20 protein-coding genes and 1 pseudogene are annotated in these 26,956 nt (G+C 42.2%); 13 read left to right on the forward strand and 8 right to left on the reverse strand.

The features are described from left to right. The first annotated feature begins 146 nt into the window (after nucleotides 1-146). Together FFF34_003990 and FFF34_003995 are read left to right on the forward strand one after the other, a co-directional pair. Nucleotides 147-2,087: pseudogene (locus FFF34_003990) on the forward strand (M1 family metallopeptidase). A gap of 664 nt (nucleotides 2,088-2,751) precedes the next feature. Beyond that, on the forward strand, nucleotides 2,752-3,831 hold the full coding sequence (locus FFF34_003995; protein TSD66577.1) for a TonB family protein: 1,080 nt from the start codon (nucleotides 2,752-2,754) through the stop codon (nucleotides 3,829-3,831). Nucleotides 3,832-3,833: 2 nt separating this feature from the next. Here FFF34_003995 and FFF34_004000 read toward each other — a convergent pair whose 3' ends face one another. Then, nucleotides 3,834-5,333 (reverse strand): malate:quinone oxidoreductase, encoded by a 1,500-nt coding sequence (locus FFF34_004000; GenBank protein ID TSD66578.1) that lies wholly within the window; start codon nucleotides 5,331-5,333, stop codon nucleotides 3,834-3,836. A gap of 290 nt (nucleotides 5,334-5,623) precedes the next feature. On the opposite strand from FFF34_004000, the gene FFF34_004005 reads away from it, so the two are divergent. Continuing rightward, complete coding sequence (locus FFF34_004005) at nucleotides 5,624-6,151, forward strand: hypothetical protein (protein TSD66579.1); 528 nt, start codon at nucleotides 5,624-5,626, stop codon at nucleotides 6,149-6,151. Nucleotides 6,152-6,436: 285 nt separating this feature from the next. Further along, nucleotides 6,437-7,447, forward strand: a complete 1,011-nt coding sequence (locus tag FFF34_004010; protein ID TSD66580.1) for a glutamine synthetase — start codon at nucleotides 6,437-6,439, stop codon at nucleotides 7,445-7,447. 42 nt (nucleotides 7,448-7,489) lie between these two features. Here the strand turns inward: FFF34_004010 and FFF34_004015 are convergent, their stop codons facing one another. Next, entirely contained in the window at nucleotides 7,490-7,903 is a 414-nt protein-coding gene (locus FFF34_004015) for a gamma-glutamylcyclotransferase (protein TSD66581.1), read from the reverse strand. Nucleotides 7,904-7,985: 82 nt separating this feature from the next. Here FFF34_004015 and FFF34_004020 point away from each other — a divergent pair, with 82 nt between their 5' ends. From FFF34_004020 to FFF34_004040, 5 genes are read left to right on the forward strand one after another with little or no spacing between them, the layout of a single operon-like run. Continuing rightward, nucleotides 7,986-9,344, forward strand: coding sequence for a glutamine synthetase (locus FFF34_004020; GenBank protein TSD66582.1), 1,359 nt, complete (start codon nucleotides 7,986-7,988; stop codon nucleotides 9,342-9,344). A 56-nt stretch (nucleotides 9,345-9,400) separates the two neighbouring features. Beyond that, nucleotides 9,401-10,438 carry a hypothetical protein gene (locus FFF34_004025; GenBank protein TSD66583.1) on the forward strand — a complete coding sequence of 346 codons (1,038 nt, stop codon included), beginning with the start codon at nucleotides 9,401-9,403 and terminating at the stop codon, nucleotides 10,436-10,438. A gap of 17 nt (nucleotides 10,439-10,455) precedes the next feature. Next, on the forward strand, nucleotides 10,456-11,325 hold the full coding sequence (locus FFF34_004030; protein TSD66584.1) for an HAD-IIA family hydrolase: 870 nt from the start codon (nucleotides 10,456-10,458) through the stop codon (nucleotides 11,323-11,325). A 4-nt stretch (nucleotides 11,326-11,329) separates the two neighbouring features. Further along, nucleotides 11,330-12,412 (forward strand): family 43 glycosylhydrolase, encoded by a 1,083-nt coding sequence (locus FFF34_004035; GenBank protein ID TSD66585.1) that lies wholly within the window; start codon nucleotides 11,330-11,332, stop codon nucleotides 12,410-12,412. A 35-nt stretch (nucleotides 12,413-12,447) separates the two neighbouring features. Next, nucleotides 12,448-13,620 carry a galactose mutarotase gene (locus tag FFF34_004040; GenBank protein ID TSD66586.1) on the forward strand — a complete coding sequence of 391 codons (1,173 nt, stop codon included), beginning with the start codon at nucleotides 12,448-12,450 and terminating at the stop codon, nucleotides 13,618-13,620. A gap of 176 nt (nucleotides 13,621-13,796) precedes the next feature. Here FFF34_004040 and FFF34_004045 read toward each other — a convergent pair whose 3' ends face one another. After that, entirely contained in the window at nucleotides 13,797-16,613 is a 2,817-nt protein-coding gene (locus tag FFF34_004045; protein TSD66587.1) for a S9 family peptidase, read from the reverse strand. Nucleotides 16,614-16,804: 191 nt separating this feature from the next. Here FFF34_004045 and FFF34_004050 point away from each other — a divergent pair, with 191 nt between their 5' ends. Further along, nucleotides 16,805-18,370 carry a PAS domain-containing sensor histidine kinase gene (locus FFF34_004050; protein TSD66588.1) on the forward strand — a complete coding sequence of 522 codons (1,566 nt, stop codon included), beginning with the start codon at nucleotides 16,805-16,807 and terminating at the stop codon, nucleotides 18,368-18,370. A 1-nt stretch (nucleotide 18,371) separates the two neighbouring features. On the opposite strand, the gene corA is transcribed toward FFF34_004050, so the two are convergent. Both corA and FFF34_004060 read right to left on the reverse strand, forming a co-directional pair. After that, the gene (gene corA, locus FFF34_004055; protein TSD66589.1) at nucleotides 18,372-19,496 is read right to left on the reverse strand and encodes a magnesium/cobalt transporter CorA; all 1,125 of its coding nucleotides are present in this window, start codon (nucleotides 19,494-19,496) and stop codon (nucleotides 18,372-18,374) included. Then, a complete protein-coding gene (locus tag FFF34_004060; protein ID TSD66590.1) occupies nucleotides 19,496-20,107 on the reverse strand; it encodes a WbqC family protein in 612 nt (203 codons plus the stop codon). The genes corA and FFF34_004060 overlap by 1 nt, the downstream gene beginning before the upstream one ends. Before the next feature lie 35 nt (nucleotides 20,108-20,142). Between FFF34_004060 and FFF34_004065 the strand changes: the two genes are divergently transcribed. Together FFF34_004065 and FFF34_004070 are read left to right on the forward strand one after the other, a co-directional pair. Then, complete coding sequence (locus tag FFF34_004065; protein TSD66591.1) at nucleotides 20,143-21,027, forward strand: lauroyl acyltransferase; 885 nt, start codon at nucleotides 20,143-20,145, stop codon at nucleotides 21,025-21,027. Next, complete coding sequence (locus FFF34_004070; protein ID TSD66592.1) at nucleotides 21,024-22,064, forward strand: glycosyltransferase family 2 protein; 1,041 nt, start codon at nucleotides 21,024-21,026, stop codon at nucleotides 22,062-22,064. The genes FFF34_004065 and FFF34_004070 overlap by 4 nt, the downstream gene beginning before the upstream one ends. Here FFF34_004070 and FFF34_004075 read toward each other — a convergent pair. Both FFF34_004075 and aroQ read right to left on the reverse strand, forming a co-directional pair. Continuing rightward, nucleotides 22,030-24,594 carry a mechanosensitive ion channel gene (locus FFF34_004075; protein TSD66593.1) on the reverse strand — a complete coding sequence of 855 codons (2,565 nt, stop codon included), beginning with the start codon at nucleotides 24,592-24,594 and terminating at the stop codon, nucleotides 22,030-22,032. The two genes, FFF34_004070 and FFF34_004075, sit on opposite strands and share 35 nt — an antisense overlap. A gap of 76 nt (nucleotides 24,595-24,670) precedes the next feature. Beyond that, nucleotides 24,671-25,090: a type II 3-dehydroquinate dehydratase gene (gene aroQ / locus FFF34_004080; protein TSD66594.1), complete on the reverse strand. Its 420-nt coding sequence runs from the start codon at nucleotides 25,088-25,090 to the stop codon at nucleotides 24,671-24,673. 42 nt (nucleotides 25,091-25,132) lie between these two features. On the opposite strand from aroQ, the gene xerD reads away from it, so the two are divergent. Beyond that, entirely contained in the window at nucleotides 25,133-26,032 is a 900-nt protein-coding gene (gene xerD, locus FFF34_004085; protein ID TSD66595.1) for a site-specific tyrosine recombinase XerD, read from the forward strand. Nucleotides 26,033-26,040: 8 nt separating this feature from the next. Here xerD and prmC read toward each other — a convergent pair whose 3' ends face one another. After that, nucleotides 26,041-26,910: a peptide chain release factor N(5)-glutamine methyltransferase gene (gene prmC, locus FFF34_004090; protein TSD66596.1), complete on the reverse strand. Its 870-nt coding sequence runs from the start codon at nucleotides 26,908-26,910 to the stop codon at nucleotides 26,041-26,043. Nucleotides 26,911-26,956 lie beyond the last annotated feature (46 nt).

Genomic DNA, 26,956 nt, shown 5'->3' on the forward strand with positions numbered 1-26,956 from the left:
CTAATATAAAAATAAATCTCAATAAAACAAGTTTATTTATGTCCGCTGCCGTCCGGCCCGGACAAACCCGTTCGAAAAAAGGATAAAATGTTAACTAATCGCACTTGTATAATTTTAATATATTGCCATCAAATTTAAGCCCCCATATGAAATTATTAAATAAAGCAATTTTATTACTATTAGCAGTTTGCTGCTACAACGCGCAGGCGCAAAACACTGATAAGCCCGAACCAAAATACGATCAGCATAAAGTTTTTAACCCTTTGTTCTATTTTGGTAAGGGAACAGAGTTTCGTTCGGCATCTGGTGCCCCGGGTGCTAAGTACTGGCAAAACCGTGCCGACTACAAAATTGATGTTACGCTTGATACAGCAAAGCACCGCATTACAGGCAGTGTATTAATTACCTATACCAATAACAGCCCAGATGCACTGAGCTTTTTATGGCTGCAAACTGATCAAAATGTTTACCGCGAAGATTCGCGCGCGCAGGCTACAAGCGCCGTTGATGGTGGCCGTTTCGCTAATAAATCGTTTACTAATGGCGATGAGCTAAAATCAGTATCTGTAATAAGAAATGGCAAGGCCGAAAAGGTAAATTATCTGGTTACTGATACCCGCATGCAAATAAAGCTTAATGATACCTTAAGGGCAAACGGTGCTAAACTGCAAATAAAAATAGATTACGCATTTGACATACCCGAGTACGGTACCGACCGTATGGGCAGGTTAAAAACTAAAAATGGTTGGGTATACGAAATTGCCCAATGGTACCCTCGTATGGAGGTTTACGACGATGTGAGCGGCTGGAACACCATTCCTTATTTAGGCGCATCGGAGTTTTACCTGGAGTATGGCAACTTTGATTATACCATTACAGCACCCGCCAGTTTAATTGTAACCGGCTCGGGCGAGTTACTAAACCCAACCGAAGTACTTACACCTACAGCTTTAAAACGTTTGGCGGCAGCCCGTGCGAGCGATAAAACGGTGTTTATAAAAGATTCTACCGACGTATTAGGCAATAATGCCGACGTTAAAAAGCCAAACCTTACCTGGCATTTTTATTGCAAAAACGCACGCGATATAGCATGGGCCGCATCAAAAGCGTTTGTTTGGGATGCCGCACGCATTAACTTGTCGAACGGTAAAAAAGCATTGGCGCAGTCTGTTTACCCCTTAGAGAGCAAAGGAGATGGTGCCTGGGGCAGATCTACCGAATACGTGAAAAATTGTATCGAACTGTATTCGGGTAAATGGTTTGAGTACACTTATCCCGTTGCTACCAATGTAGGTGGTATAGTAGGGGGTATGGAGTATCCCGGTATTGTATTTTGCAGTTACCAAAGCCAGGGCGGCGGTTTATGGGATGTTACCAACCACGAGTTTGGCCACAACTGGTTCCCGATGATAGTGGGTAGTAACGAGCGTAAATACGCCTGGATGGATGAGGGCTTTAACACCTTTATTAATAAGGTAGATACAAAGGTGTTTAACAAAGGCGAATACTACGTTAAACAAGATATGCACGAAGATGCCATACAGCACTTTGGCCCGGATGCCGATGCATTGATGAACACGCCGGATGTGATACAGCCGGGTAACTTAGGTACATCTGCCTATGAAAAACCCGCCATGGGCCTTACCATACTACGTGAGCAGATATTAGGCGAAGAGCGTTTTGATTATGCCTTTAAAACTTATATTAAACGCTGGGCATTTAAACACCCAACACCATTTGATTTTTTCCACTCGATGGATAATGCCGCAGGTGAGGACCTGAGCTGGTTTTGGAACGAGTGGTTTATGACCACCTGGAAGCTTGACCAATCTGTTAAGGCAATTGATTATGTGGAAGACGATGCCGCAAAAGGGTCGTTAATTACTATCGAGAACCTGGAAGAAATGGCGATGCCGGTTACTGCGTTTGTGCAGGAAGAGAACGGCAGATCGGGTACGGTAAAACTACCTGCCGAAATATGGCAACGTGGTAGTACATGGACGTTCCCATATAAATCAACCTCAAAAATATTGTACGTAACCTTAGATCCGGAGCATGGTTTACCGGATGTTAACCCCGAGAATAATTCGTTGAGCGGGTCGGTTGTGCCAAAAGGTGTAACAGCAATTAACGTTATTGATAATTACCTAAACGCTGTAGGCGGCGCAGGTAAGTTAAAGGACGTAAAGGAGCTGGTAATAAAATCGACCGGCGAAGTGCAGGGTACAGGTATAGTTTCAACAGCTACTTACCAATCGCCAAACAAAAACAAGGTATATATTTTAGCACCGTCATATAATAATTTTGTAGTGATGGACCTTGTTATAGATGGCGATAGCGTTAAACTAACCCAACTGAACAAGCCCTTACCGTACGATAAAGAAAATAGTAAACTAAGTGTTATTAAATATAAAACATTTGCCGAACTGGACTATACTAAGCCGGGTTATAAACTGGAATTGGTACCCAACATGCAGGTAATTGAAGGGCAACTGGCCTACCAGGTTAACGTTACTAACCCTAACGGAATTAAGGAGAAAAACTACTATGACTCAAAAACAGGCTTTAAAGTTAAACGCATAACCGATGCGCCAAACGCAGCACCTACTATTTATAGCGATTACCGCACGATAAATACAGGCATTAAAGTGCCGTTTGCCACAAAAGTAATTATTGTTGGAGTACCGGTTACCTTAACAGTAACAGAGGCTACTGTAAAACTATAAACAATTAATAATTGATAGTATATTTATGTCCGGGTATGAGCCATCATACCCGGACTTTTTGATTAAACTAAGTATGATAAGAATTTTACCCCTGTTAATTTTAGGAATGTTGTTTTGCGGGGAGGTGGATGCGCAAAAAGGCGTGATGATTGATAAAAAAGCGCATAAGCAACCTGATAGCGTGGCATATTATATGAAAAGACGCGACGCATTAGCTTTCGATCAGAATGATGCTGAATTTTTAAGACTGATAATTAAAGCCGATGGGGGAATGTTTAATGTAGAAGATTATTACATGGATGGAAAACTAAAGTTGACCGCCCGCACAGCTACTAACGATTATTGGTTTTGGCCTGATGCGGAGGGTATAATGACTGAATATTATCCGAATGGTAATAAGAAACTAGAGAAAACATATAAAAAAGGAGTAGTGGTTGGTGATGTAAATCAATATTACCCAAACGGCAAACTATATATTATTACCAGTTTTGACAAAGGCTCACAAAATTACCGTAAAGAGTGTCGTGATTCTTTAGGCAATGTATTGGCAAATAATGGTAACGGCAAATGGATTGAGTTTAAAGACGACTTTGTTGATTACCAGGAAGGGCAAGTGTTAAATGGTTTACTGGAAGGCGAGTGGAATGTTTTTGTAAATGGAAAGCTGATGGAGACAAATGGCTATAAAAACGACCTTCCTATATTCGGAAAAGCTTATGACGATTTTCAGAATAAAGTATTTACTAAAATTGATATAGCCCCCGAATTTCCTGGTGGTGTTGCCGCTTTTGGAAAATACATGGTTAAAACCCTACATTATCCATCAACAGCAGTAAATAACAATACCCAGGGCCGGGTAATAGTTACATTTATAGTAGAAAAGGACGGCTCAATTAATGATGTTAAAGTAGTAAGAGGCTTAGGAAGCGGTACTGATGAAGAAGCTGTAAGAGTAATTAAAAATATGCCTTTATGGAAGCCCGGTATATTTAATGGAATGCCGGTTCGGGTGCAATATAGTTTGCCAATTAACTTTGCTATTGAAGAAATACAGCAAGGTAGCTCAAGGCCAGCTAATCATTATAATGGATTATATAATCAGTAGCTCTACACCAATCCCAACACCTTACTTGTCCTATCCCTTGTAGCATCGGCCAAAGCTTCATCTTTAATTAATGATTGTCCGTAGGATGGGATCATCTGTTTGAATTTTTGCTGCCACTCGCTAGTTTGGGTTTGTGCCTTAAAGCAACGGCCTATCAGTTCTACCATTATAGGTACCGATGTAGAAGCACCCGGCGATGCGCCCAATAGGGCTGATATGCTGCCATCGGCAGAGGTTACTACCTCGGTGCCAAATTGCAATACCCCGGTGCTTTTAGCGTCTTTTTTAATTACCTGCACACGTTGGCCGGCAATTTCAAGTTCCCAGTCGTTTGCCTGCGCCGCCGGAAAGTATTCTTTCAATGCATTCAGCCGGTCTGTGGGCGATTGCATTACCTGGCTTATCAAGTACTTGGTTAACGCCCAGTTATCGCGGCCTACCGCTAATAACGGGAGGATGTTGTTTAGCTTTATAGAGCCAAAAAGATCTAATAACGACCCCTTCTTTAGGAAACGGGTAGAAAAGCCGGCATAGGGGCCAAAAAGCAGCTCCTTTTTGCCGTCTATCATTCGCGTATCTAAGTGCGGTACACTCATGGGTGGGGCACCGACAGATGCTTTGCCATACACCTTGGCATCATGCCTGGCAATTACAGCCGGGTTATTACAAACCAGCCATTGCCCGCTCACCGGGAAACCGCCAAAGCCTTTACTCTCCGGTATGCCCGATTTTTGCAGCAGGGGTAAAGCACCACCACCGGCACCCACAAATACAAAATTGGCACTCAGCTTGCGTTTGTTGCCTGTAGTGTGGTCGGTAACCTTTATTTGCCAGCTGGCATCTTTATTACGTTTTATATCGTCAACATCGTGGTTTAAATATAAGTTAACGCCCGGTTTTTGCTTTAACTTGTCAAACAATGTGCGGCTTAATGTGCCAAAATTCACATCGGTACCAATATCCATATAACTGGCCGATACCTTTTGGTCAGCCTCGCGACCATCCATCACCAGGGGTATCCATTTTTTCAGCTCGGTATGGTCTTCCGAGTATTGCATATCCTTAAAAAAGTGGTGTTTTACCAATGCTTCGCAGCGTTTTTTAAGGTACTCTACATTTTCTTGCCCCCACACAAAGCTCATGTGCGGCGTTTTATTAATAAAGCTCTGCGGGTTATCTACATACTTTTGCTCTACCAAAAAAGCCCAAAATTCTTTTGTTATTTCAAATTGTTCGGCAATTTTTATGGCTTTGTCTATTTCAATACTGCCATCCCTGCGCTGTGGGGTATAATTTAACTCGCAAAACGCGGAGTGGCCGGTTCCGGCGTTATTCATCGCGTCAGAACTTTCGGCAGCAATAGCATCAAGGCGTTCAAATATTTCAATAGTTAGGTCGGGCTGTAATTGCTTTAACATTACCCCCAATGTGGCACTCATTATGCCTGCACCCACTAAAACTACATCAACTGTTGCGTCCGAAACTCTGCTGCCTATACTCATGATATTATCGAATGTAAATATACATTCAAATAAATTATTAGATGGTTTAAAAACTTGTTGTAAGGTATTTATGATATAATTTTTACACTAACCACGCTGTGTCAATTTTTATGATAGTGTAAAAAGTACAATAAATAAATCAGGCAATTTTAATAAAATTTTGCAATAAAATACCTATCGGTAAATAAAACGTAGTGTAATGTGATAAGTTTTTGATTTGATGATGTTTTAAAGCCAGTTAACACAAAACCACCGCATAACTGTATATAAATCAACCAATCAAATTAATTATGATCAGATCAATATTCACAGTTATAGCTTTAGGTATATTGCTGTTGCTTGCCTCATGTAAGCAGAACAAACCAAAGCCGGTATCAAAAGATATCAATAAAACCAGCGTGGTAGTTAATGGTAAAAAAGATAGTGTGATAAACAACTCCTATAAAAATTATGGTAACGCAACAGTTGCCGAACCCTGCGTTAAATGTTTAATACAGGTAATTCAAAACGATGCGCATTACAAGCAAAGCATCGTTTCAAAACCGGTAAACACCATTAAGTACGTTGTAAACTGGATGCCATCTGAAAAGGCCGACACAGCAAAGAGGCGGGGTGCCACCAGTGCTATAAAAGTAGATGTTATAGATAAAGCAGGGGCTGAACGAAAGTTATCTACGTTTATATACGATAACAGCCTTGCTAAAATATATTTTGTTGATTATACTGCTAATAACACAAAAATTGAGGTTAATACAGAGGCTAACACACTTAAAAGGATAAGAAATAGTTGCTATTGGGGCGTCTCTTCAAGTAAATAGTAATTTTTTAACTTAAATAAAGCAGGCTGGTTAGTTAAAACCATGCCTGCTTTTTATTTATATGAGTTTTTATATGAATTTTTAGAACCAATGAACATAAAAAATTATTTAAGGTCAAAATGATTGATTTTAGAAAGATAAGATGAGATTTTTATAAATTTTTATAAAATTTGTTAACATTACTATGAAATTTATAAAAATACTTTAAATTCGCACTATAAAATTGAAACCGATCTTATAAAGAACTATAATTTAAACTTAAAATTTAAGAAAATTCATTAAAACATGGCAACAAAACTCGAGTACATCTGGCTTGACGGTTACAAACCAACACAAAGCCTGCGTAGCAAAACAAAAATTGTTAAATCGTTTAGCGGTAAAGTAGAAGATTTAGATAACTGGAGCTTCGATGGTTCTTCAACCGAGCAAGCACCGGGTGGTTCTTCAGATTGTATCTTAAAACCAGTTTTTGTTGTACCAGACCCACAAAGAAAAGAAGCATTTTTAGTAATGTGCGAAGTATTAAGTGCTGATGGTAAACCACACGAGTCTAACGGCCGTGCACTTATACAAGATGATGATAACGATTTTTGGTTTGGTTTTGAGCAGGAGTACTTTTTATGGGATCCTGAAACAAACAAACCTCTTGGTTTCCCGGCAGGTGGTTACCCAGGCCCGCAAGGCCCATACTATTGCTCTGTAGGCGCTAACAACGCTTTCGGCCGCGATATTGTTGAAGAACACTTAGACGCTTGTTTAGATGCAGGTTTAAATGTTGAAGGTATCAATGCTGAGGTTGCTGCAGGCCAGTGGGAATTCCAGATATTTGCCAAAGGCGCTAAAGAAGCAGGTGACCAAATTTGGGTTGCACGTTATTTATTAGAAAGAATTGGCGAAAGCTACGGTGTTGCCATCAACTGGCATTGCAAACCATTGGGTCAGTTAGACTGGAATGGTAGTGGTATGCACGCTAACTTCTCAAACACTACATTGCGTACTGCTAACAGCAAAGCAACATTCGAAGCTATCTGCGAGTCTTTCCGCCCTGCTGTTGCCGAGTGTATAGCTGTTTATGGTGCTGATAACGATCAGCGTTTAACCGGTAAACACGAAACCGCGTCAATTACCGACTTTAGCTACGGTGTATCTGACCGTGGTGCTTCTATCCGTATCCCTCTTTATGCAGTTGATCACAACTGGAGCGGCTACCTTGAAGATCGTCGTCCTAACTCAGCTGCAGATCCATACAAAGTTGCGGCTGTAATTATCAAAACAGTAAAATCTGCTAAAGTTTAATACCCTATACCTATTTTACATTGCAAATCCTTCGGTGTTTAACTACCCGGAGGATTTTTTTTGCTTTAAATATTCTATATAATTACCCGAAGCTATAATTGGGTAACCAATAACCGGCAGGTTATAAATGTATGTCCAGGCGCTAACAATGCCATCCGATGTTTCAACGGGAATCAATTGCCTTGTGTATAAATTAGGTTGCTCTTCAGTCGGCCCAACTCCTTCGTAAAAGTCTAAACGATTTAAAACAATTTCAGGGTGTTTCATTTGGTAAATATGGCCGTAAACAAAGGTTTCACTATGGTTGTTTATTGTCAGGCCGGGGTATTCACCAATATCATATAGCGTTCCGTTTACTTTACCTTCGCCTAAAAAGCTACAATTTTTGTTTAGATAAACGCCAAATTCATTCTCTGTTTGTAATAGGGTGCCGTAAACAAATAATAGGTTATTCATTAGTTAAATATAGCGCCCATTTATAAATAAATATCCCTGCATATAATTTATCTTGCTTAAATTGGCATTTTATACCACGGTAATGAACAAAGAACAGGTTATAGCATATATCAAAGAAAACAACATTGATAAGGTAAAATTCGCGTTTGCCGATATTGACGGCGTATTACGTGGAAAAGTTATCAGCCAAAAAAAATTATTGGATGGTATGAAAGATGGCTATGGCTTTTGCGATGTGGTTTTTGGCTGGGATAGTAACGATGCTACCTACGATAATGTAGAATTAACAGGCTGGCATTCAGGGTATCCTGATAAGTTATGTTACATAGATCTTGAGACGTTTCGTACAGTACCATGGCAAGATAATATACCTTTCTTTTTAGCAGATTATAGTGGCCCGAACGGAAAGGAATTGGCTGCATGCCCACGTACTTTGTTAAAAAGAATTGTTAAGCAGTGTGCAGATATGGGCTATCATGCCGAGTTTGCACAGGAGTTTGAATGGTTCAATTTTAAAGAAACACCACAAAGCCTGCAGCAAAAAGGTTTTGCCAATATGGAACCGCTAACGCCCGGTATGTTTGGCTATTCTATATTGCGTACATCACAAAACAGCGATTTTTATTACGACCTGTTTAATTTATTAACGCAGTTTAATATACCTATTGAAGGCTTACATACCGAAACCGGCCCCGGTGTTTATGAAGCCGCTATTACCCATTGCGAAACATTGGAAGCTGCGGATAGAGCCGTTTTGTTTAAAACTGCGGTAAAAGAAATAGCCGCCAAACACGGCATTACGGCCACCTTTATGGCCAAATGGAACCAGGAATTACCCGGATGCAGTGGCCATATACACCAAAGCTTATGGAGTAAAGATGGTAACGACAATCTTTTTTATGATAATAACGATGTAAATAAAATGAGCGAGCTGCATAAGCAATATTTGGCGGGCCAGTTGTATTGTATGCCGCATTTGCTGCCTATGTATGCGCCTACTATAAACAGCTACAAACGCCTTGTAGAAGGGGCATGGGCGCCAACAACTATTACCTGGGGGATAGATAACCGTACAACAGCTTTAAGGGTGATAAATACATCAAAGCAATATACCCGTTTAGAAACCCGTATTCCCGGGTCGGATACTAACCCTTACCTGGCTATTGCAGCTGCACTTGCCTCGGGTTTATATGGTATCAAAAATAAGCTTAGCCTTGATATTGCACCAACCGTGGGCAACGGGTACGCAAATAAAGCCAACGGCAGCCTGCATGCAAACTTATTTGATGCCGCAAATGCCATGCAAAAGTCAATGATAGCCAAAGAGTTATTTGGCGATGGCTTTGTACAGCACTTTACTCAAACCCGTTTGTGGGAACACCGCCAATATGCTAAAAGTGTAAGCGACTGGGAGTTAAAAAGGTACTTTGAAATAATTTAGTTTGTGCCCTGTTAGGTTAATTTGTAACTATGCAGCACCAATAAAAACTTAATTCTGTGGAGTCTTCTATAATTATAAAAAGTGCCTGGGAGGGATACGATTCTTCAAAAACCATACGGGATATCGAGGATATTAGTGCAATGGTATCTACCAACCATGTGTACCGCATTACGTTTGATGATGAAGATATCATCATAGCTAAACTATCCTTTTTTGGTAAATACGAGCATTTTAAAGAGGATCACCGCATCATTCAGGCTTTATCAAATAACCTGCTTTATCCTTTCGAAAACCTGTTATCCAAATCGTTATTAAAGAATAACCGGGTTTACGTTTATCGCTATAAACAAGGAAAAACAGATGCCTGGGTGGTTTTTTACAACCCAACCCGCATAATGGACAGGTTGCCGCGAAGGCTTGATGATGATATGATCAGAAAGCTTGGCGCGCAGTTGGGTAAGTTTCACAAAGCATGTTCGAGGGTTAAAAACGTATTGCCCAAATCGTCAAAAACCTTACGGACAGATATTTACGACCTGCAACGGCAGTTAGATAAAAACGAGCGCAAGTTTGGTACGGCTATGCAGGTAGATTTTTTAAAGTACCATTGCGAGCAGTTTTTGAAAAACAGGTCGAGGTATAACATGAGTTCGTTCGAGATCATACCGGTATTTATTGACTGGAACATCGGTAACTTTTCGGTAACACCCGATCTGGAGCTATACTCGCGCTGGGATTATGACTGGTTTAGAATGAGTTACCGCTTGTTGGACTTCTATTTTTTTAGCAGGGTGGTATCTGATGCAGGCGACCGTACCGTGTTTAGCTACGTGATAGGGCCGATGATGGAAGACCGTTTTATAACCTTTTTACAGGAATACCATAAGGTTAACCCGATTACCGCCGACGAGATACGCTTTTTAAAGGAGGCTTACCGCTTTTTTATACTTAACTATGTAATAAAGGATGGCAAGTATTTTTTTAACGAGCAGTACGCCAAAAAGCTACAGGCCGAAGCATTTGAAATTTACCTGCCATCGGTTGACAGGGATTTTGATGCCGAAAAAATAATTAAAGCGCTTGGTTTACAGTAATATAGCAAGATAGATATATGAAACGCATTGAAGATTTTAAGTCGATAATTGACCGTTACGAGATCATTTTTTTCGATGCTTTTGGCGTTTTGAAAAACCATAGCGGCCTGGTACCGGGTATCGAAAGGACATTTGCTTACCTGGAATCGCAGAAAAAGGAGTATTATATAGTTACCAACGATGCCTCGCGCAGCCCGGCGCAACTGGCTCAATCGTACCATAAAGCTGGCTTACATGCAATAACGGCCGACAGGATCATTTCATCGGGTATGCTCACCAAAGAGTACCTTGATCTGAAGGTGAAAGATGGTATTGTAGCCTACTTAGGTACCGAAGAATCAGCACATTACATTGAAAGCGAGGGCAGGCACACCCTGCGGATAAAGGATGTTAACAATACCAATATTGATAAGGTGAACGCCCTTGTCTTTATGGATGACGAAGGTTTTGATTGGTGCGATGACCTCAATAAAACCGTTAATTTACTGCGCAAACGCACTATTCCGGCTATTGTGGCTAATACCGATAATGCCTACCCGGTATCGTTAACTGATGTGGGTATTGCAATTGGCGGCCTTGCCGGAATGATAGAAAATATTGTAGGTAAGCAGTTTATACGTTTCGGCAAGCCTGATTCACAGATGTTTATGTTTGCTTACGACCTGATACGTAATTACCGTACCATTAGTAAAAGCCAGATAGTGATGGTAGGCGATACGCTGCAAACCGATATAATAGGCGGTAACAAGTTTGGTTTAGACACCGTTTTGGTGCTTTCGGGCAATACCAGGCCGGCTGATGCCGAGAACAGGATAACTGCAACCGGTATAGTGCCAACCTATATTTGCGATAGCGCGGTGTTGGGCCCTGATGTTTTAAATTTTTGAGTTTATGCGTAAAATTTTTCTCTTTTTTTCGCTACCTATATTTAATTTTTTCTTCGTTTTTGCAGTGCATGCTCAAACTAATATAAAAAATAAGGCCAATAAAAAAAGTACTTTTTTAAATCCGTTGCTACCATCCGGTGCCGACCCATGGGTAATTTACCAAAACGGATTTTACTACTACACCAATTCGTTGCAGGATAGCCTGGTTATTTGGAAAACCAAAAACCTGGCCGACCTGCGATCGGCAGAAAAGAAAACCATTTGGCGCCCACCAGCAAATACACTTTACTCTAAAGAGCTTTGGGCACCCGAACTGCACTACATTAACCATAAATGGTACATGTACTTTGCCGCCGATGACGGCGATAATAACCATCACCGTTTATATGTGCTGGAGAATGCCAACCCTAACCCCATGGAAGGCGAATGGGTGTTTAAAGGTAAGCTGGCCGACCCATCTGATAAATGGGCGATAGACGGATCTGTTTTCGCTCATAAAGGACAGCTATACCTGATATGGGCGGGATGGGAAGGCGACCAAAACGGGCAACAGGATATCTACATAGCCAAATTAAAAAATCCGTGGACAGTGGATGGCAAGCGGGTTAAAATATCCAGCCCATTGTACGATTGGGAAAAGTACGGCGACCTGCACAATAGCGGTAACCCGCCGCATGTAAACGTGAACGAAGGTCCCGAGATATTAAAGCACAAAGGTAAGCTGTTCCTCATTTACTCAGCCAGCGGCTGCTGGACAGACTTTTACGCGTTAGGCATGCTAAGCGCATCAGCTGATGCCAATCTGCTGGATGCACGGTCGTGGAGCAAATCGGCAAAACCGGTGTTCAAAAAATCTGTTACTAATGGTGTGTATGCACCCGGCCATAATTCATTTTTTAAATCGCCGGACGGGAGCGAGGACTGGATACTGTATCATGCCAATTCAAAACCCGGCCAGGGATGCGGTGGCTACCGCTCGCCTCGAATGCAAAAGTTTACCTGGAACAAGAACGGTACACCAAGCTTTGGCATACCTGTTAAAGAAAATAAACCAATGGCCATACCATCGCAAAAAAGCATAAATTAGCCCTACCAATTATTACCATAAATTATAAAAATATTATGCAAACACCTTTTAAAAAACCATCTTTAGCCATTGCAATTGCCTGTAGCATGCTTACTGCTGCCTGCAATCAATCAGCTAATAAAACTACTACCATGACAGACAGCACCCATACGGCCGCACTGCCCGCCGCATCAGCGTTTGAAAGAACTATTGATGGCAAACAAACACATTTATATGTATTGAAAAATAAGAACGGTGCCGAAGCTGCTATCACTAATTACGGCGGCTGTTTAGAGAGCCTGTTGGTACCTGATAAGGATGGCAAGCTTACCGATGTAGTTTTAGGTTTTGATAGCCTGGAAGGTGTGCAAAAGGCCGAATCATCGTATTATGGCGCTACTATCGGCCGTTATGGTAACCGCATTGCTAAGGGTATGTTTATTTTAGATGGCAAAAAGTATATGCTGTTTAAAAACAACGGGCCTAATACGCTGCATGGCGGCCAAAAAGGTTTTAACGCTAAGGTTTGGGATGCCAAACAAATTGACAGCGCCACACTGGAGCTTACCTACCTGTCAAAAGACATGGAAGAAGGTTTCCCTGGTAACTTAAAGGTGAAGGTGGTTTATAACCTTGCAGATGATAACTCGCTTAAAATTAGCTACGAGGCTACTACCGATAAAACTACCGTATTAAACCTTACCAACCATGCTTACTATAACCTTAACGGACAGGGCAGTGGTACTATATTAGATCATTCGGTGCAAATAAACGCTGCCAATTATACCCCTGTTGATAGTACATTAATACCAACAGGCAAAGTAGAAGCCGTAGCCGGTACTCCATTTGATTTTACCAAACCAACCAAAATTGGCGCACGTATAAACGACAAGAACGAACAGCTTAAGGATGGCTTGGGTTACGACCATAACTATGTATTAAGCGCGCATGATATTAGCACACCAATAGCTACCGTTATTGGCGATAAAAGCGGTATTAAAATGGAAGTGTTTACCGAAGAACCTGCTATGCAGTTTTACACCGGCAATTTTATGGCTGGTAAAAACACGCTTAAAGGCGGTAAAAAAGACGAGCACCGCACAGCCTTTGCTATGGAAACCCAACACTATCCTGATTCGCCAAACCAGGCTACCTTCCCGTCGACAGAGTTAAAACCGGGCCAAACGTATAAAACACAAACTATTTATAAGTTTTCGGTAGTTAACTAATACTTACTCGTCCGCGTGTAAATCCCGCGCGTCATAGCGAGGTACGAAGCCATTTCCTGATATGCATATGAGCCATTAAGTCGTTTATGCACAGTCGGGAGATGGCTTTTTCGCTACCGCTCCTCGCAAAGACGTTCTGGAGCGAAGCGACCAGCAAACTGCCCACCGCTATCTGCCTACTGCCCGCTCATTCCCAATCCCCAATCTTTACCCTTGTCAACGGCGGGTACACCTTTATCCAGCCATACCGGCATGGGCGCGCCTTTTAAAAAGTGATCGAAGAATTGCTGTTCGCGTATAGATATATCTTTACGGTTTTGGCGTTTTACCAGATTGTGGGCCTCATCGTTGTATTGCAGCAGCCAAACAGGTTTGCCCAGCCTGCGCAATGCGGTAAACATTTCGATACCCTGGTACCAGGGCACTGCGCCATCGGCATCGTTAGCCATAATTACCACCGGCGTTTTTACCTTGGGTAATTGAAACAATGGCGAGTTTTCGATATATAAGTTTGGTTTTTCCCAAAGGGTGGCACCAATGCGGCTTTGTGTTTTTTCGTACTGAAACTGCCTGTTAACACCACTTTCCCAGCGTATACCGCCATAGGCCGATGTCATGTTAACAACCGGCGCGCCTGCCCAGGCCGCGGCATACATATTGGTTTGGGTGATAAGGTAGGCCACCTGGTAACCGCCCCAGCTTTGGCCCTGTATACCAATATGCGCGGCATCTACCCAGGGGTTCTTTTTTAAGGCTTCTACTCCCGAATTTACAAAATCAACTGCCGAGGCGCCGGGATGGCCACTCTGGTAACTAATATCGGGCGCAAAAACCAAATACCCATTACTTACAAAGTAGGATATAGGCAAACGGGATGGTGTAGGTGCCGGTGGAATGTAGTTGTACAAACCGTCAGATAGTTTCTCGTAAAAATAAGCGATGAGCGGATACTTTTTAGCCGGGTCAAAATTTTCGGGTTTGTATAGTATGCCCTTAGCGTGGTAGCCTTTTGGCGTGATCCATGCTACAAGTTCGGCAGTGCCCCAGTTGTAGCCGGCTTGCTGCGGGTTAATAGCGCTTAGTTTAATTTCGTTCACCAAATCGGCAGATGCATATAAGTCGGGTGGGTGGGTATAGCTGTATTTGGTGTAAATAAAGCTATCGGCGTTTTTTGCTTTTTGCAGGCTGCTGTAGCCATTGGGCGCCATTACTACCTTTTTCGGCGCATAAGCGTTGCCCAATTCTTTTTTATAATAACCCCATTGCTTATTTTGCTCGTTTTGCACGATCATCCAAAGCATTTTTTTTGTGGGGATAAATTTTTCTTCAGGGTCGGTATTATTATAGCGGAATACAAGCTTATACCTGCGACCCATACCATTGGTAAAATTGATGGCATGCCCTGTAGCCGGGTCAACGCTCCAAATGTCGTAACGGTCGTATATCAGCACGGTTTTGTCGTTTTGTTCCCAGCCGGCAATGCCATATGGCGATGGGTCGTCGGGCACATCGTTATCTTCATCGCCCATTTTTACATGGGTTTGCTGGGTAAGGTTTATCTTTTTGCCTGTAGTCACCTCATAGCTGTGCCAGTTTTGATCTTTCGAGTCGAACCATAATACATACCCGCCGCCCGGCGAAATGCTGTACTGGGCCTTTAAACGGTCGTTAATGCGCAGGTGCTCGCCTGTTTTGGTGTTAATCAAATAAGCTTCCGGGTTACTGCCTCCTTCCCATTGCGATTGCACCCTCGCCCCGGTATCACTCAGGCCTAATACATATGGCGCGTCGTTATTATCAGGCACTAAAACGTCGCGTATAGCCTTATCGCCCAATTGCACCGTTTTTTTAATATCGCCATCGGTATGTATCACGGCCAGGTAGTTGCGTTTTAACTCGCGCTGTAAGGTTTTTAATTGTTGAGGTTGTAGGTAATCGTCTTTGTAGTTCCATATATCCAGCTTGGCCACCTCAAAATCTACAATGGTAGTATCGGCCGATTTTGGGATGGGGGCCGTGCCAAAAAACAGGTTGTTGCCGCTTTTGCTAAAGTAAACCTTGCCGTCGCCGCTCACCGCCCAATTATCCGGTATACCCATAGCGCCCTGCTGCGCAATAACACTGGCGGTATCTTTTGCACTTAAGGTGTAGTAGTAAAGCTTAAATGGTTTCACCAGCGCTTTTTCGGGGTTCTTTTCGGCGGTAAAGGCCAGTTGCTTGCCCGCATCGTCAAATGTAAGGTTGCGGTAGTTGCCACGGCCTGTGCTAATGGCTTTAAGGATATCTTTTTCAATATCGTATACAAACAAGCCCGATACCACATCTTTTGATTTTTTTGGAGCGGTTACAGCTATCGCCAAATACCTTCCGTTTTTGGTTAACTGGTAATCGGTAACGTATTTAAAAACGCGCTGTTTGCCGTTGAGTAATTGCCTAAGTGTAAGTTCGGCACCGTCGCGGGTGGGCGGGGCTATGGTGGTAGCAATGGCTTTTTTTGAAGTATCTGCAGCTTCGGGCTTTTTTACCGTATCCGAAGGCGATAGATAGGCCAGTACCGATGCTTTATCGGCTATTTTAAAAGATTGTACAGCCGGTATTTTTTCGACCTGGTTTTTACCAAGCACCACTATGCCCAGGGTATCTTTGGGCATTTCATTTTTTTTCTTCTTTTTGATCTTAGCCTGTCTGGTTTGCTCATAAAACGGGCGAATCAAGAATACAGCGTATTTAGCATCATTGGTTATACGAACGGTATCGGCCCGTGGCACTGTGAATTTGTTGGTGTTATTGGCTTTGCTTATCACCAGGTCGGCATCGCCCTGCTGTGGGTCTACCACGTAAACTATCCATTTACCATCGTTACTGATGTGTTCGTTATTAATGCTTTGCCAGGCATCGTATACGGTATGGTCTAAAGGCTTTTTGCTTACTTTTTGTGCATTTGCGTTCCAAAAACCAAGCAGTAGCAGGGCAGGTAGTAGAATTTTTTTCATGGTGGGGTAGTGCTAACCCCTTAAATATCTTAAAATTTAATAAGGGTTTAAGGTGTGAAATGAAAAAGTTACAGGGAGGTGGCTTATATCATGTGCTCTCTAATTTTCAATTAAAGTAAACCAAACCCCAACCTGCTTGTTTAAAAACTTAATTTATACATTTAAGCCTTTTCTTATCACCCGTAATTTATATGGATCATACGCCCGAAAAACCTTATCAGCAATTTTTAAAAGGGGGCGGCGAAATGGGTGAGTTAACCCGTAAGTTCAATTGGTCGTCGACTGTTTTAGGCGATCCTGAGCAATGGCCGCAAAGTTTACTTACTACCATCAGCATTATCTTAAACGCAAAATTCCCCATGTTTTTATGGTGGGGGCCGCAACTTATACAATTTTATAACGATGCCTACCGGCCCAGCCTGGGTATTAATGGCAAACACCCCAAAGCATTGGGCCAGCGCGGTGCCGATTGCTGGAAGGAAATTTGGCCGGTAATTAGTCCGCTGATCGATCAGGTGATGAGCGGCGGCGAATCTACCTGGAGCCAGGACCAGTTAATACCCATTTTTAGGAATGATAGGCTGGAAGATGTTTATTGGACATTTAGCTATGCGCCGGTTATAGGCGAAAGCGGTAAACCAGAAGGTGTTTTGGTGATCTGCTATGAAACTACCAATACCGTTAAATCTTTCAGGGCTGTTGAGGAGGCTAAGCGGGAATTGGAGTTTGGTATTGAAGCTGCCGATTTGGGCACATGGGACCTTAACCCCCTAAACGGGCGCTTTACAGGTAACAACCGCCTTAAAGAGTGGTTTGGGTTACCGCTGCATGACCAAATAGAGTTAAGCAGTGCCATTGAAGTAATGATACCGGAAGATAGGGAGCGGGTGGCCAAAGCCATACAAAAAGCCATGCAGCGCGGATCGGACGGTAATTATGATGCCACCTACACCATTGTTAACCAACATAATAAGAAAAGGAAAACAGTTAAGGCCAAAGGGAAAGCTATGTTTGACGATGAAGGGAACGCCTACCGTTTTAGCGGAATATTACAGGATATTACCGATGACTTTGCGATAGAAAAGCGTAAAGATGAGTTTATAAGCGTTGCCAGTCACGAATTAAAAACGCCCATTACATCGCTTAACGCATCTATGCAGATACTGCAAAAGCTGGTTAAAACCGAGGTGGTGAGCGACAGGATGCGCATGTTTGTAGGCAAGGCTAATAGCAACCTTAAAAAACTGTTGCACCTGTTAGACGATCTTTTGAATGTAACCAAACTGCAGCAGGGCCAATTGGCCATGAACCGTACGCGCTTTAACCTGGCAGAATTAGTAAAAGATAGTTTCGATCATGTGAACCAGGATGATAGCCACGATATTATTTTGATGGGCGATGCCGAATTGATGATAGATGCCGACTACCGCCGCATTGACCAGGTACTGGTTAATTTTGTAAATAATGCAATAAAGTATTCGCCGCAGTCCAAACGGATAGAGGTTACCATATCGCGCGAGGGAAATAACGCCAAAGTTGCCGTGCGCGATTTTGGAATAGGCATCAGTGAAGAAAAGCTGCCGCATTTGTTTGACAGGTATTACCGTGTAGATTCGTTAGGGCACCAGTTTTCGGGCCTGGGCCTGGGATTATACATTAGTGCCGAGATCATACAAATGCACGAAGGTAAAATTGGCGTTGAAAGTGTGAGGGGTGAGTGCAGCACCTTTTGGTTTACCCTGCCCATACAAGATTAGTTTACAACTTGTTAAACCAGCCTTTTTTCCAAAAAACAATTAATTGAATAGCGCCTATCAAAAGCATGCCTATCAGGGCGTATATATAACCATGGTGCACGTACAACTCGGGCATGTTATCTGCTATCACATGGCCATGATCGTCCTGACGGCTAAAGTTCATGCCGTATATACCGGCAATAAAGGTTAGCGGTATAAATATCACCGAGATAATGGTAAGTACTTTCATTATCTCATTCATGCGGTTGCTTACCATGCTCAGGTACAGGTCGATAATACTGCTGGTAACCTCTTTGTAGCTTTCTACCATATCCATGGCCTGTATACAGTGGTCGTAGGCATCGCGTAAAAATAGTTTGGTTTCTTTGGTTATCAGCTCGCTTTCGCTGCGTATCATATCATTTATCTTATCGCGCTCGGGCCAGCAGGCACGGCGGATGATAATAAGCGTACGCTTTAACTGCTGCGCATCAAACATGATGCTTTTATCAGCGCTTTGGTACAGCTTATCTTCGGTTTGGTCTATATGGTCGCCAATTTGCGATAGTATCACAAAGTAATTATCCAGTATAGTATCGGTAAGCGCGTAAAACACATAACCGGGGCCGGCGGTGCGTATAACACCTTTGCCGCCTTCAAGCCTGGTTTCAACAGCGGTAAAATAATCGTTATGGCTTTCTTCAAAGCTAATTACCAGGTTATCTTTAACAATGCCACTAAACTGGCAGTTCACCAGTTCGTTGTTTTCGTTAAAATATATTACCCGGCTGGTACCAAATACATAGCCATCGTACTCGTCAAACTTAGGGCGCTGGTGGGTGTTTACAATATCCTCTAAAACCAACTGGTTAATGCCTAAAAAGGTACCGATGTCTTCAATTAGTTTTGCATCGCCCAGTCCGTTAATTTTTATCCAGTGTATATGGTCGGTACAGGTTTTAAATTGCTGGGTAATGGTTTTCATATCCTTACCCTCGCTTATCTGCAGATCGTTTTGGTTAAACGAAAACACTTTTATCTTGGGAGGCAAGGCATCCGGCGGAATAATAATAGAGCCCGGTTGAGAGCCTACATTAATATTACGCTTACGGTTTTTATAGTGAACACGCTTGGTGTATGATGCCATTACAAATAATTTAAAGTATGCGGCCCCTGGTTAAACAACAGATCTATTATGCTGAGGTTGCCTAAAAAGCCCTTCCTGTCTTCAAAAACCTGAAAGTAAGGCTTTTGTTCGGCATTAGGTATGTTTTTAGTACTAAAGCTGCTGCGCATGTCGCTTACATTAGGGTACGATGGTTCGTAGGTCTCGGTAAAATTCAGCTCCATCTTTATCTTCATCAGTTTTAATAACAGCTCAAACAGTTCGGTATTATAATCAAGCAGGTAGGTAAACTGTTTTTGGTAAAAAGGGGCAAAATCATCCTCGTAATACTCAAAATATGCCGACCGGCGGTAGCAGGCCTCCAGGCTTAGCCAATGCAGGCGCTGCCATTTAAATTCGTAGGTTATTTTAACATCCTTGGTTTTTGTATGATTTTTTGAACCCTTTGCAACCGGCACAGTAAGGGTAAGTATACCATCGGGCGAGTAGATGTTTGCCCTGTTACGGTAGGTTTGCTTAGGGAAATGTTCCTCCTTTTCAATTACAATATTGGGCTTAAAGGCAAGCAAATTTGTAAAATAGTTTACCGGCGGCAGGTAAAACATAGGCAAAACAGCACCGTTCTCAATCATATATATTTTTTATGTTTGTGGCAAAATTGGTAAAAATGTTAAGAAAAGCGGCTTTAAATACGGGTATATTTTTTTTATACCTGGTATCGTTATTGCCGTTTTGGATTTTGTACGGCGTATCTGATGTTATTTTTCTGTTTTTGTACTACATTATAAAGTACAGGCGGCCCGTTGTAAAGCAAAATTTAAAAAACTCTTTCCCTGATAAGTCTGACGCCGAACGTAGTGTAATTGAGCGTAAGTATTACCAGTATATGGCCGACTTGATGGTAGAGACCGTTAAAATGATCACCGTTTCGGAGCGTTCGTTACGCAAGCGCATGAAGCCTACCAACCCCGAATTGGTGGAGCATTATTTTAAGCAGGGCCGCAGCATTATAGCCGCGGCCGGCCACTATTGCAACTGGGAAATGGCCGCGCTGGCCTTTGGCCTGTTAACCGAAGAAAAACGCATTATCGTTTATAAACCACTCAGCAACGATGTGTTCGACGCTTTTTTTAACAAGGTGCGGTCGAGATTTGGGGCCATATTGGTAGCCATGAAGCAAACGCTGCGCACCATGATAGCGTTAAAGAACAACCTTACCTTTAGCGTATTGGTGAGCGACCAAACACCCAACCGGCACGAGATAAATTACTTTACCAATTTTTTAAATCAGCCAACCGCTGTATTTTTAGGTATCGAAAAACTGGCCAAACTGATAGATGCCGCTGTGATATTTTACCGTATAGACCGTGTTAAACGCGGCTATTATACTTATACTTTAGTGCCTTTAATTGAGCAGCCCAAACAAACTGCCGACCATGAAATAACCGAAGCCCATGTGCGTTACCTGGAGCAATTGATAAACGAAAAACCGCAATACTGGCTGTGGAGCCATCGCCGGTGGAAATATATGCCGGAGGATTTGAACAGATGAACCCTACACCCAGAGTAGCTATTGTAATTTTAAACTGGAACGGCCTTAAATACCTGCGCGAATTTTTGCCATCGGTTTTGGCATCTACTTATACTAACTTGCAGGTAGTGGTTGGTGATAATGGCTCAACAGATGGCTCAGTAGCTTTTTTGCGTGCGACCTATCCGCAGATAAATATCATTGAAAATAATGCCAATTATGGCTTTACAGGCGGCTATAACCGTGTGCTGGCGCAAGTTGATGCCGATTATTACATTCTGCTAAACTCGGACGTGGAAGTTGAGCCTAACTGGATAGAGCCGGTGATAGACTTAATGGAGAGCGATACCCAAATTGCTGCCGCAGCGCCTAAAATAAGGGCCTACCATCAAAAAACACATTTTGAACATGCAGGGGCCGCTGGTGGGTTTATAGATAAGTTTGGTTACCCGTTTTGCCGTGGCCGTATATTTTACCAGGTAGAAGAAGATAAAGGCCAGTATAACCAGCCGGGCGAAATATTTTGGGCAACAGGCGCAGCATTGTTCATCAAAAAAAAATATTGGGACTTATCGGGCGGGTTTGATGAAAGCTTTTTTGCCCACATGGAAGAGATAGACCTGTGCTGGCGTTTAAAAAACATGGGCTATAAGGTAATGTACTGCCCGCAATCAACCGTATACCATGTGGGGGGCGGTACGCTTAATGCCGAAAACCCCTTTAAAACCTATTTAAACTTTCGTAATAACTTGTTATTGCTAAAAAATAATTTGCCTTTCTGGCGCGCCTTTTTTGTGATAAGCCTGCGCTTTTTTATGGACCTGGTAGCACTTGCACGCTTTTTGGCCGAGGGTAAGCGTAAAGATGCATGGGCCATTAGCCGCGCGCATCAAAACTTTGTGGTAAGGCTTTTTAAAAAGTCGAAAGTTAAAGGTCAAAAGTTAAAAACTACTACTACAAAACTCACCGGCACTTACAACAAAAGCATTGTATGGGACTTTTTTGTAGCTAAAAAAACCAAGTTTACTGATCTGGAGCAACAGGACCTGTATTATTAGCATCAGGTACATCTGTATCTGTAATATCGGTATTGGTTATTTCTGCAGGTTTGCCGGCAGCCGTTTTGTTATTGGTAAATATATCGTTCTGCTTATCCGTTAATCTTAAATGAAGGTCGCGCTGTGGGAATGGTATCTCGATACCTTCTTTGGCAAAAGTGGCGTAAATATCAGTTAATACATGGCTTTTAAGCGATAGCCATGTGGTAATATCTGCCGCCCAAAATAATAGCCTAAAATCAACCGAGCTTTCGTTTAAGTTGTGCACAAAAATAAGCGGGGCGGGGTTGTCCATTATTTCCTCGCGGTTGCAAAGCAGGTCGGATAGTATTTTCTTCACCTTTTCGATATCCGAACCATATGCTACGCCAATGATCAGTTCGATACGGCGGTTGTTGTTGCTCAGTGTCCAGTTAATTACATGGTGCGATATCAGGTCGCCATTAGGGATAATCACTTCTGCGCCATCGCTGGTAGCGATCTTGCTCGATCGTATGCCAATTTCCATAATAGTTCCCGATCGGCTGTCTACCTCAATAATATCACCTATTTGAATAGGTTTTTCAAAAGCCAGTATTAAACCGGATACCAGGTTGTTTACAATATTTTGCAAACCAAAGCCAATACCTATACCAAACGCGCTGATAATAATGGTGATCTTATCTAAAGGGAAGCCCGATGCAGTAACAGCCAGTAAAAAGCCAATGGCAAATACGGCCAGCTTTATCAGCAGGGTAGATGTGCGGTTCTTCTTTTTAAGCACATCAAGGTCATTGGCGTTTTTGCCTGCCACTTCATACAGGTAACTTATTATTTTGGCGGCGATAGACGAAAACCATATTACGGCTATAAATATAATAATGCTTTGAAATGTAAACTGTGTATTGGTGCCGCCGAGGCTACGGGTTTGGGTTAAAAACTTTTGCAGGTAATCAAACACGGCATCTTCAACGCTTAGGTTTTGGGTAAGCATTACCAGCCATAGCACACTTGCCAATACCGTTAAAATACTGCGGAACTTAGTTTGCAGCATTTTGAAATCAATAAACGAGCTTAAGCTGTTGCTGTTTTTATTGGCCTCGAGCTGTAAAAACAAGCTTTGCATTAATATTTGTACCATATAATACATACCCAAAGCCAGCCATAAATTATATATAGCCGTAAAGCCAATAATTTTTGATAAAGTAACCCGGCCAAATATGTTAAGTACCGAAGCTACAGTTTGCAGGCCGATAAACACTTTTAATATGGTTTGTGTATGGGAGAAATATTCTTCGGGTTGCTTTTTTACCAGCTTTAAAAATTGCAGGCTGGCAAAGGTGGTAAGTAATTCAAGCAATAAAACAATAACCCTATCGGTGTTTGATACCTCAACAAACAGGTTGCTTAGGCTAAATACTAAGGCAAGCCAAAATAATAGTTGCAAATATTTATATAGCCCGCGGGGGCAGGTATTTTTAACCAGGTAAAGTATAGCTGCTATTAATACTAAGAAAAACAATTCGAGCACTACTACGGGCGGATGGTCGTAAAAATTTGGTACAATGGCAAATGCAACTACAATAGTAGATGCTATGGGATATAATGATACATATTTAGCATGGCTAAACACCGCCTGCGGCGACTCTTTTACCCTGATAACCTTACGCCTGTTGGCATATATCCAGCTAAAAAATAATACAAATACTAGTAGCCCGGCGAAATGTATAAGCGGGTCGCGGCCTATAAAAAACGTAAGCAGCTTGGTGTTCATGTTTACGGTTTTGGTAAGTGCGCTGCTAAAAGTACTTTCGGCATTATTGTCCATTTGCCAAATGGGGTTATTTTCGGCACTAAGCGCCTGTACGCTAAACTCGCGTATCTTTATATCTATCTGGTCTTTAAGATCGAGCAACGAGATGTAAACCGACGATATACGGTTTTGCAGTAGGCCAATTTTTAGCAGTAGCTTTTTATTGGCAGCATCCAACCTTTTATATTTACTATCAATAGCTATTTTTTGTATTAAAAAGGTAGTAAGCAGGCTGCTATCGGCAGGTACTATCTTTAATACCGAATCTTTGGCCATTGATGCCAGCTCGTTTTGGTTTTGTACCAGTTTGGAGTTGATGTCGGCCAGGCGGTCCTGGTAAATATCCAGCTGGTCGTCGCTGCGGGTTAGTATATCGCGTATTGCATATAAATAACGTAAAGTGCTCGAGCGGTCGTTATCTATCAGTGTTTTTATCAGGCTTACCCGACGTTCAAAAGATGGCAGCGCCTGGCTAATGTCCACCGTATCTATATTGCGCGACAGGCTTGTTTTGATCTGGTTAAAAGATGCGGTGTAATATTCAACCTTTTGCAGCAGGTTGTTGATGGATGTATCTGATTTTTTAAAGGTGCGCATCATCGAGTCGCGGCGCAGGATTGCCCGGCGCAGCGAATCGCGTACAGATTGCGACTTTCTTTTTGATTGGGCTATACCATCAACGGTAAATAAAGTAAATGCAAAAACTAAAAAAGCTGTTATTTTAAATACCTTATTCATTGCAGGGGACTTACGATTTAAATGTATTACCGGTTTAAGGGTTCAACGGGGCAAACACAAAAAAATGTATTTTGTGTTACTTAAGTAACAAACTTTCTATAGCTAATCTGTACGAGTGCATGCCAAAGCCGGCTATAACACCTTTACAATTGGCCGCCAGCATAGATGTATGCCTAAATTCTTCGCGTTTGTAAACGTTAGATATGTGCACTTCTATTACGGTTGTGTTAATAGCGGCAATAGCATCGGCAATGGCAATAGAAGTATGGGTGTAGGCGCCGGCATTAAGCACAATACCGTCGTAACTAAAACCAATTTCGTGCAGTTTGTTTATAATTTCGCCTTCCACATTACTTTGATAGTAATTAATGGTGATGTTTGGGAAATGTTTTTGCAGGTCGGCCAGGTAGCTTTCAAAATCCGAATTACCGTAAATGGATTTCTCACGAACGCCAAGGAGGTTTAAATTAGGGCCGTTTATAATTTGTATATTCATATTTGTTCAAACTTAAGTATAATACATCAAAACTAAAATCAATTGAACTGGGCACAGGCAATAAAAGGCTTTAAAACGTATCTTAAACTGGAGCGCTCGCTTGCAGCTAACTCTATTGAGGCTTATAGCCGCGATCTGGAGAAGCTGTACCAGTATGCGGATTCGCTGCCCGATAAGCCATCGCCCGATAAGTTTAAACTGGCCGACCTGCGTAATTTTATATTATGGATAAACGAATTAGGGATGATACCGTCGTCGCAATCGCGTATTTTATCGGGTATAAAGGCGTTTTATAAATACCTGCTGATGGAGGACCTGATAGCCAGCGACCCGTCGGAATTGTTGGAAACCCCCAAGATACAGCGCAAACTGCCCGATACGCTTAGTATAAACGATATTAATAAACTGATAGCCGCGATAGACCTATCGAAACCCGAGGGTACGCGTAACAAGGCTATTTTAGAAGTGCTGTATGGCTGCGGCCTGCGCGTATCTGAGTTAACGGAGCTAAAGTTATCAAACGTTTACCCCGAAATTGAATTTATAAAGGTAACCGGCAAGGGCAGTAAGGAAAGGTTGGTGCCTATTGGCGGCGAAGCTCTTAAAGCGCTAAAAATTTGGACGGAGCAAGTGCGCGTACACACCCCAATAAAAAAAGGAGAGGAAGATATCGTGTTTTTAAACCGCCGTGGCAGCAGGTTAAGCCGTGTATACATATTTATGCTTATCAAACAACTTGCAGAGCTTACCGGGCTTAAAAAGACCATCAGCCCGCATACGTTCAGGCATTCATTCGCTACCCATTTAGTTGAGGGTGGTGCTGACCTGCGCGCCGTGCAGGAAATGCTGGGGCACGAAAGTATTACCACCACCGAAATTTATACCCATTTAGACCGGGAGTATTTAAAGAGCACTATAATTGAATTCCACCCAAGGAATTAACATAGCGGTTATTGCAATTGCGCTTTTATCATCCTGTCGCGGCCGCTCATATCTTTACGTAACTCAATGTTAATAAATGTTTTATTTGAGAGTAACTCAACTGTTTCTGCACCAAAATTTTCGTTGATCTCGAAAAATAGCAAGCCATTTGGGTTGAGGTGGTTAAGTGCGAAATCGGCAATCGCTTTGTAAAATATAAGGGGATCCTGTTCGGGCACAAACAGTGCGGTATGGGGTTCAAAACCGGTTACGTTTTGGTGCATTTGGGTTTTATCTTCAAGGGTAACATAAGGGGGGTTGCTTACTATAATATCGAATTTCGAATGTTGAATGTCGGGTGTTGGGTTTAGAATGTCTATCTCAATAAACTCAACCACTACATCATTAATAACCGAGTTTTGCTTTGCCGTATGCAGGGCATCAGCAGAAATATCTATAGCACTCACAGCGGCTTCTGGCAAATTCTTTTTTAAGCTAATGGCAATACAACCGCTGCCCGTGCCAATGTCTAAGATAGATAAGGACTTTTGACTTTCAACTTTCGACTTTCGGCTCAATAAAACCCATTCCACCAGTTCCTCCGTCTCGGGCCTTGGTATCAGCACCGCCGGGTTCACTAAAAAATTGAGTCCGTAAAACCCGGTACTGCCTAAAATGTATTGTACCGGTTTGCCGGTTTTAAGTTCTACGAGTATATTTATCAGCTTTTCCTGTTCGCCGGGCGGAATATCCGTTTCGGGGAAAGCTTTTATTTTAGCACGGGATAACCCTGTAATTTCTTCCAGTACCAGCATGGCAATCGCCTCTGTTTCACGGGTGTCATACAAACCGGTTAATGCTTGCTGAAAAGACAGAAATACATCCTTAATAGTTTTCATGCAACAAAGTAACATAAAAGCTACTTTTGCACAATGGCATTACATG

The organism is Inquilinus sp. KBS0705 (assembly GCA_005938025.2).
Classification (GTDB): Bacteria; Bacteroidota; Bacteroidia; order Sphingobacteriales; family Sphingobacteriaceae; genus Mucilaginibacter.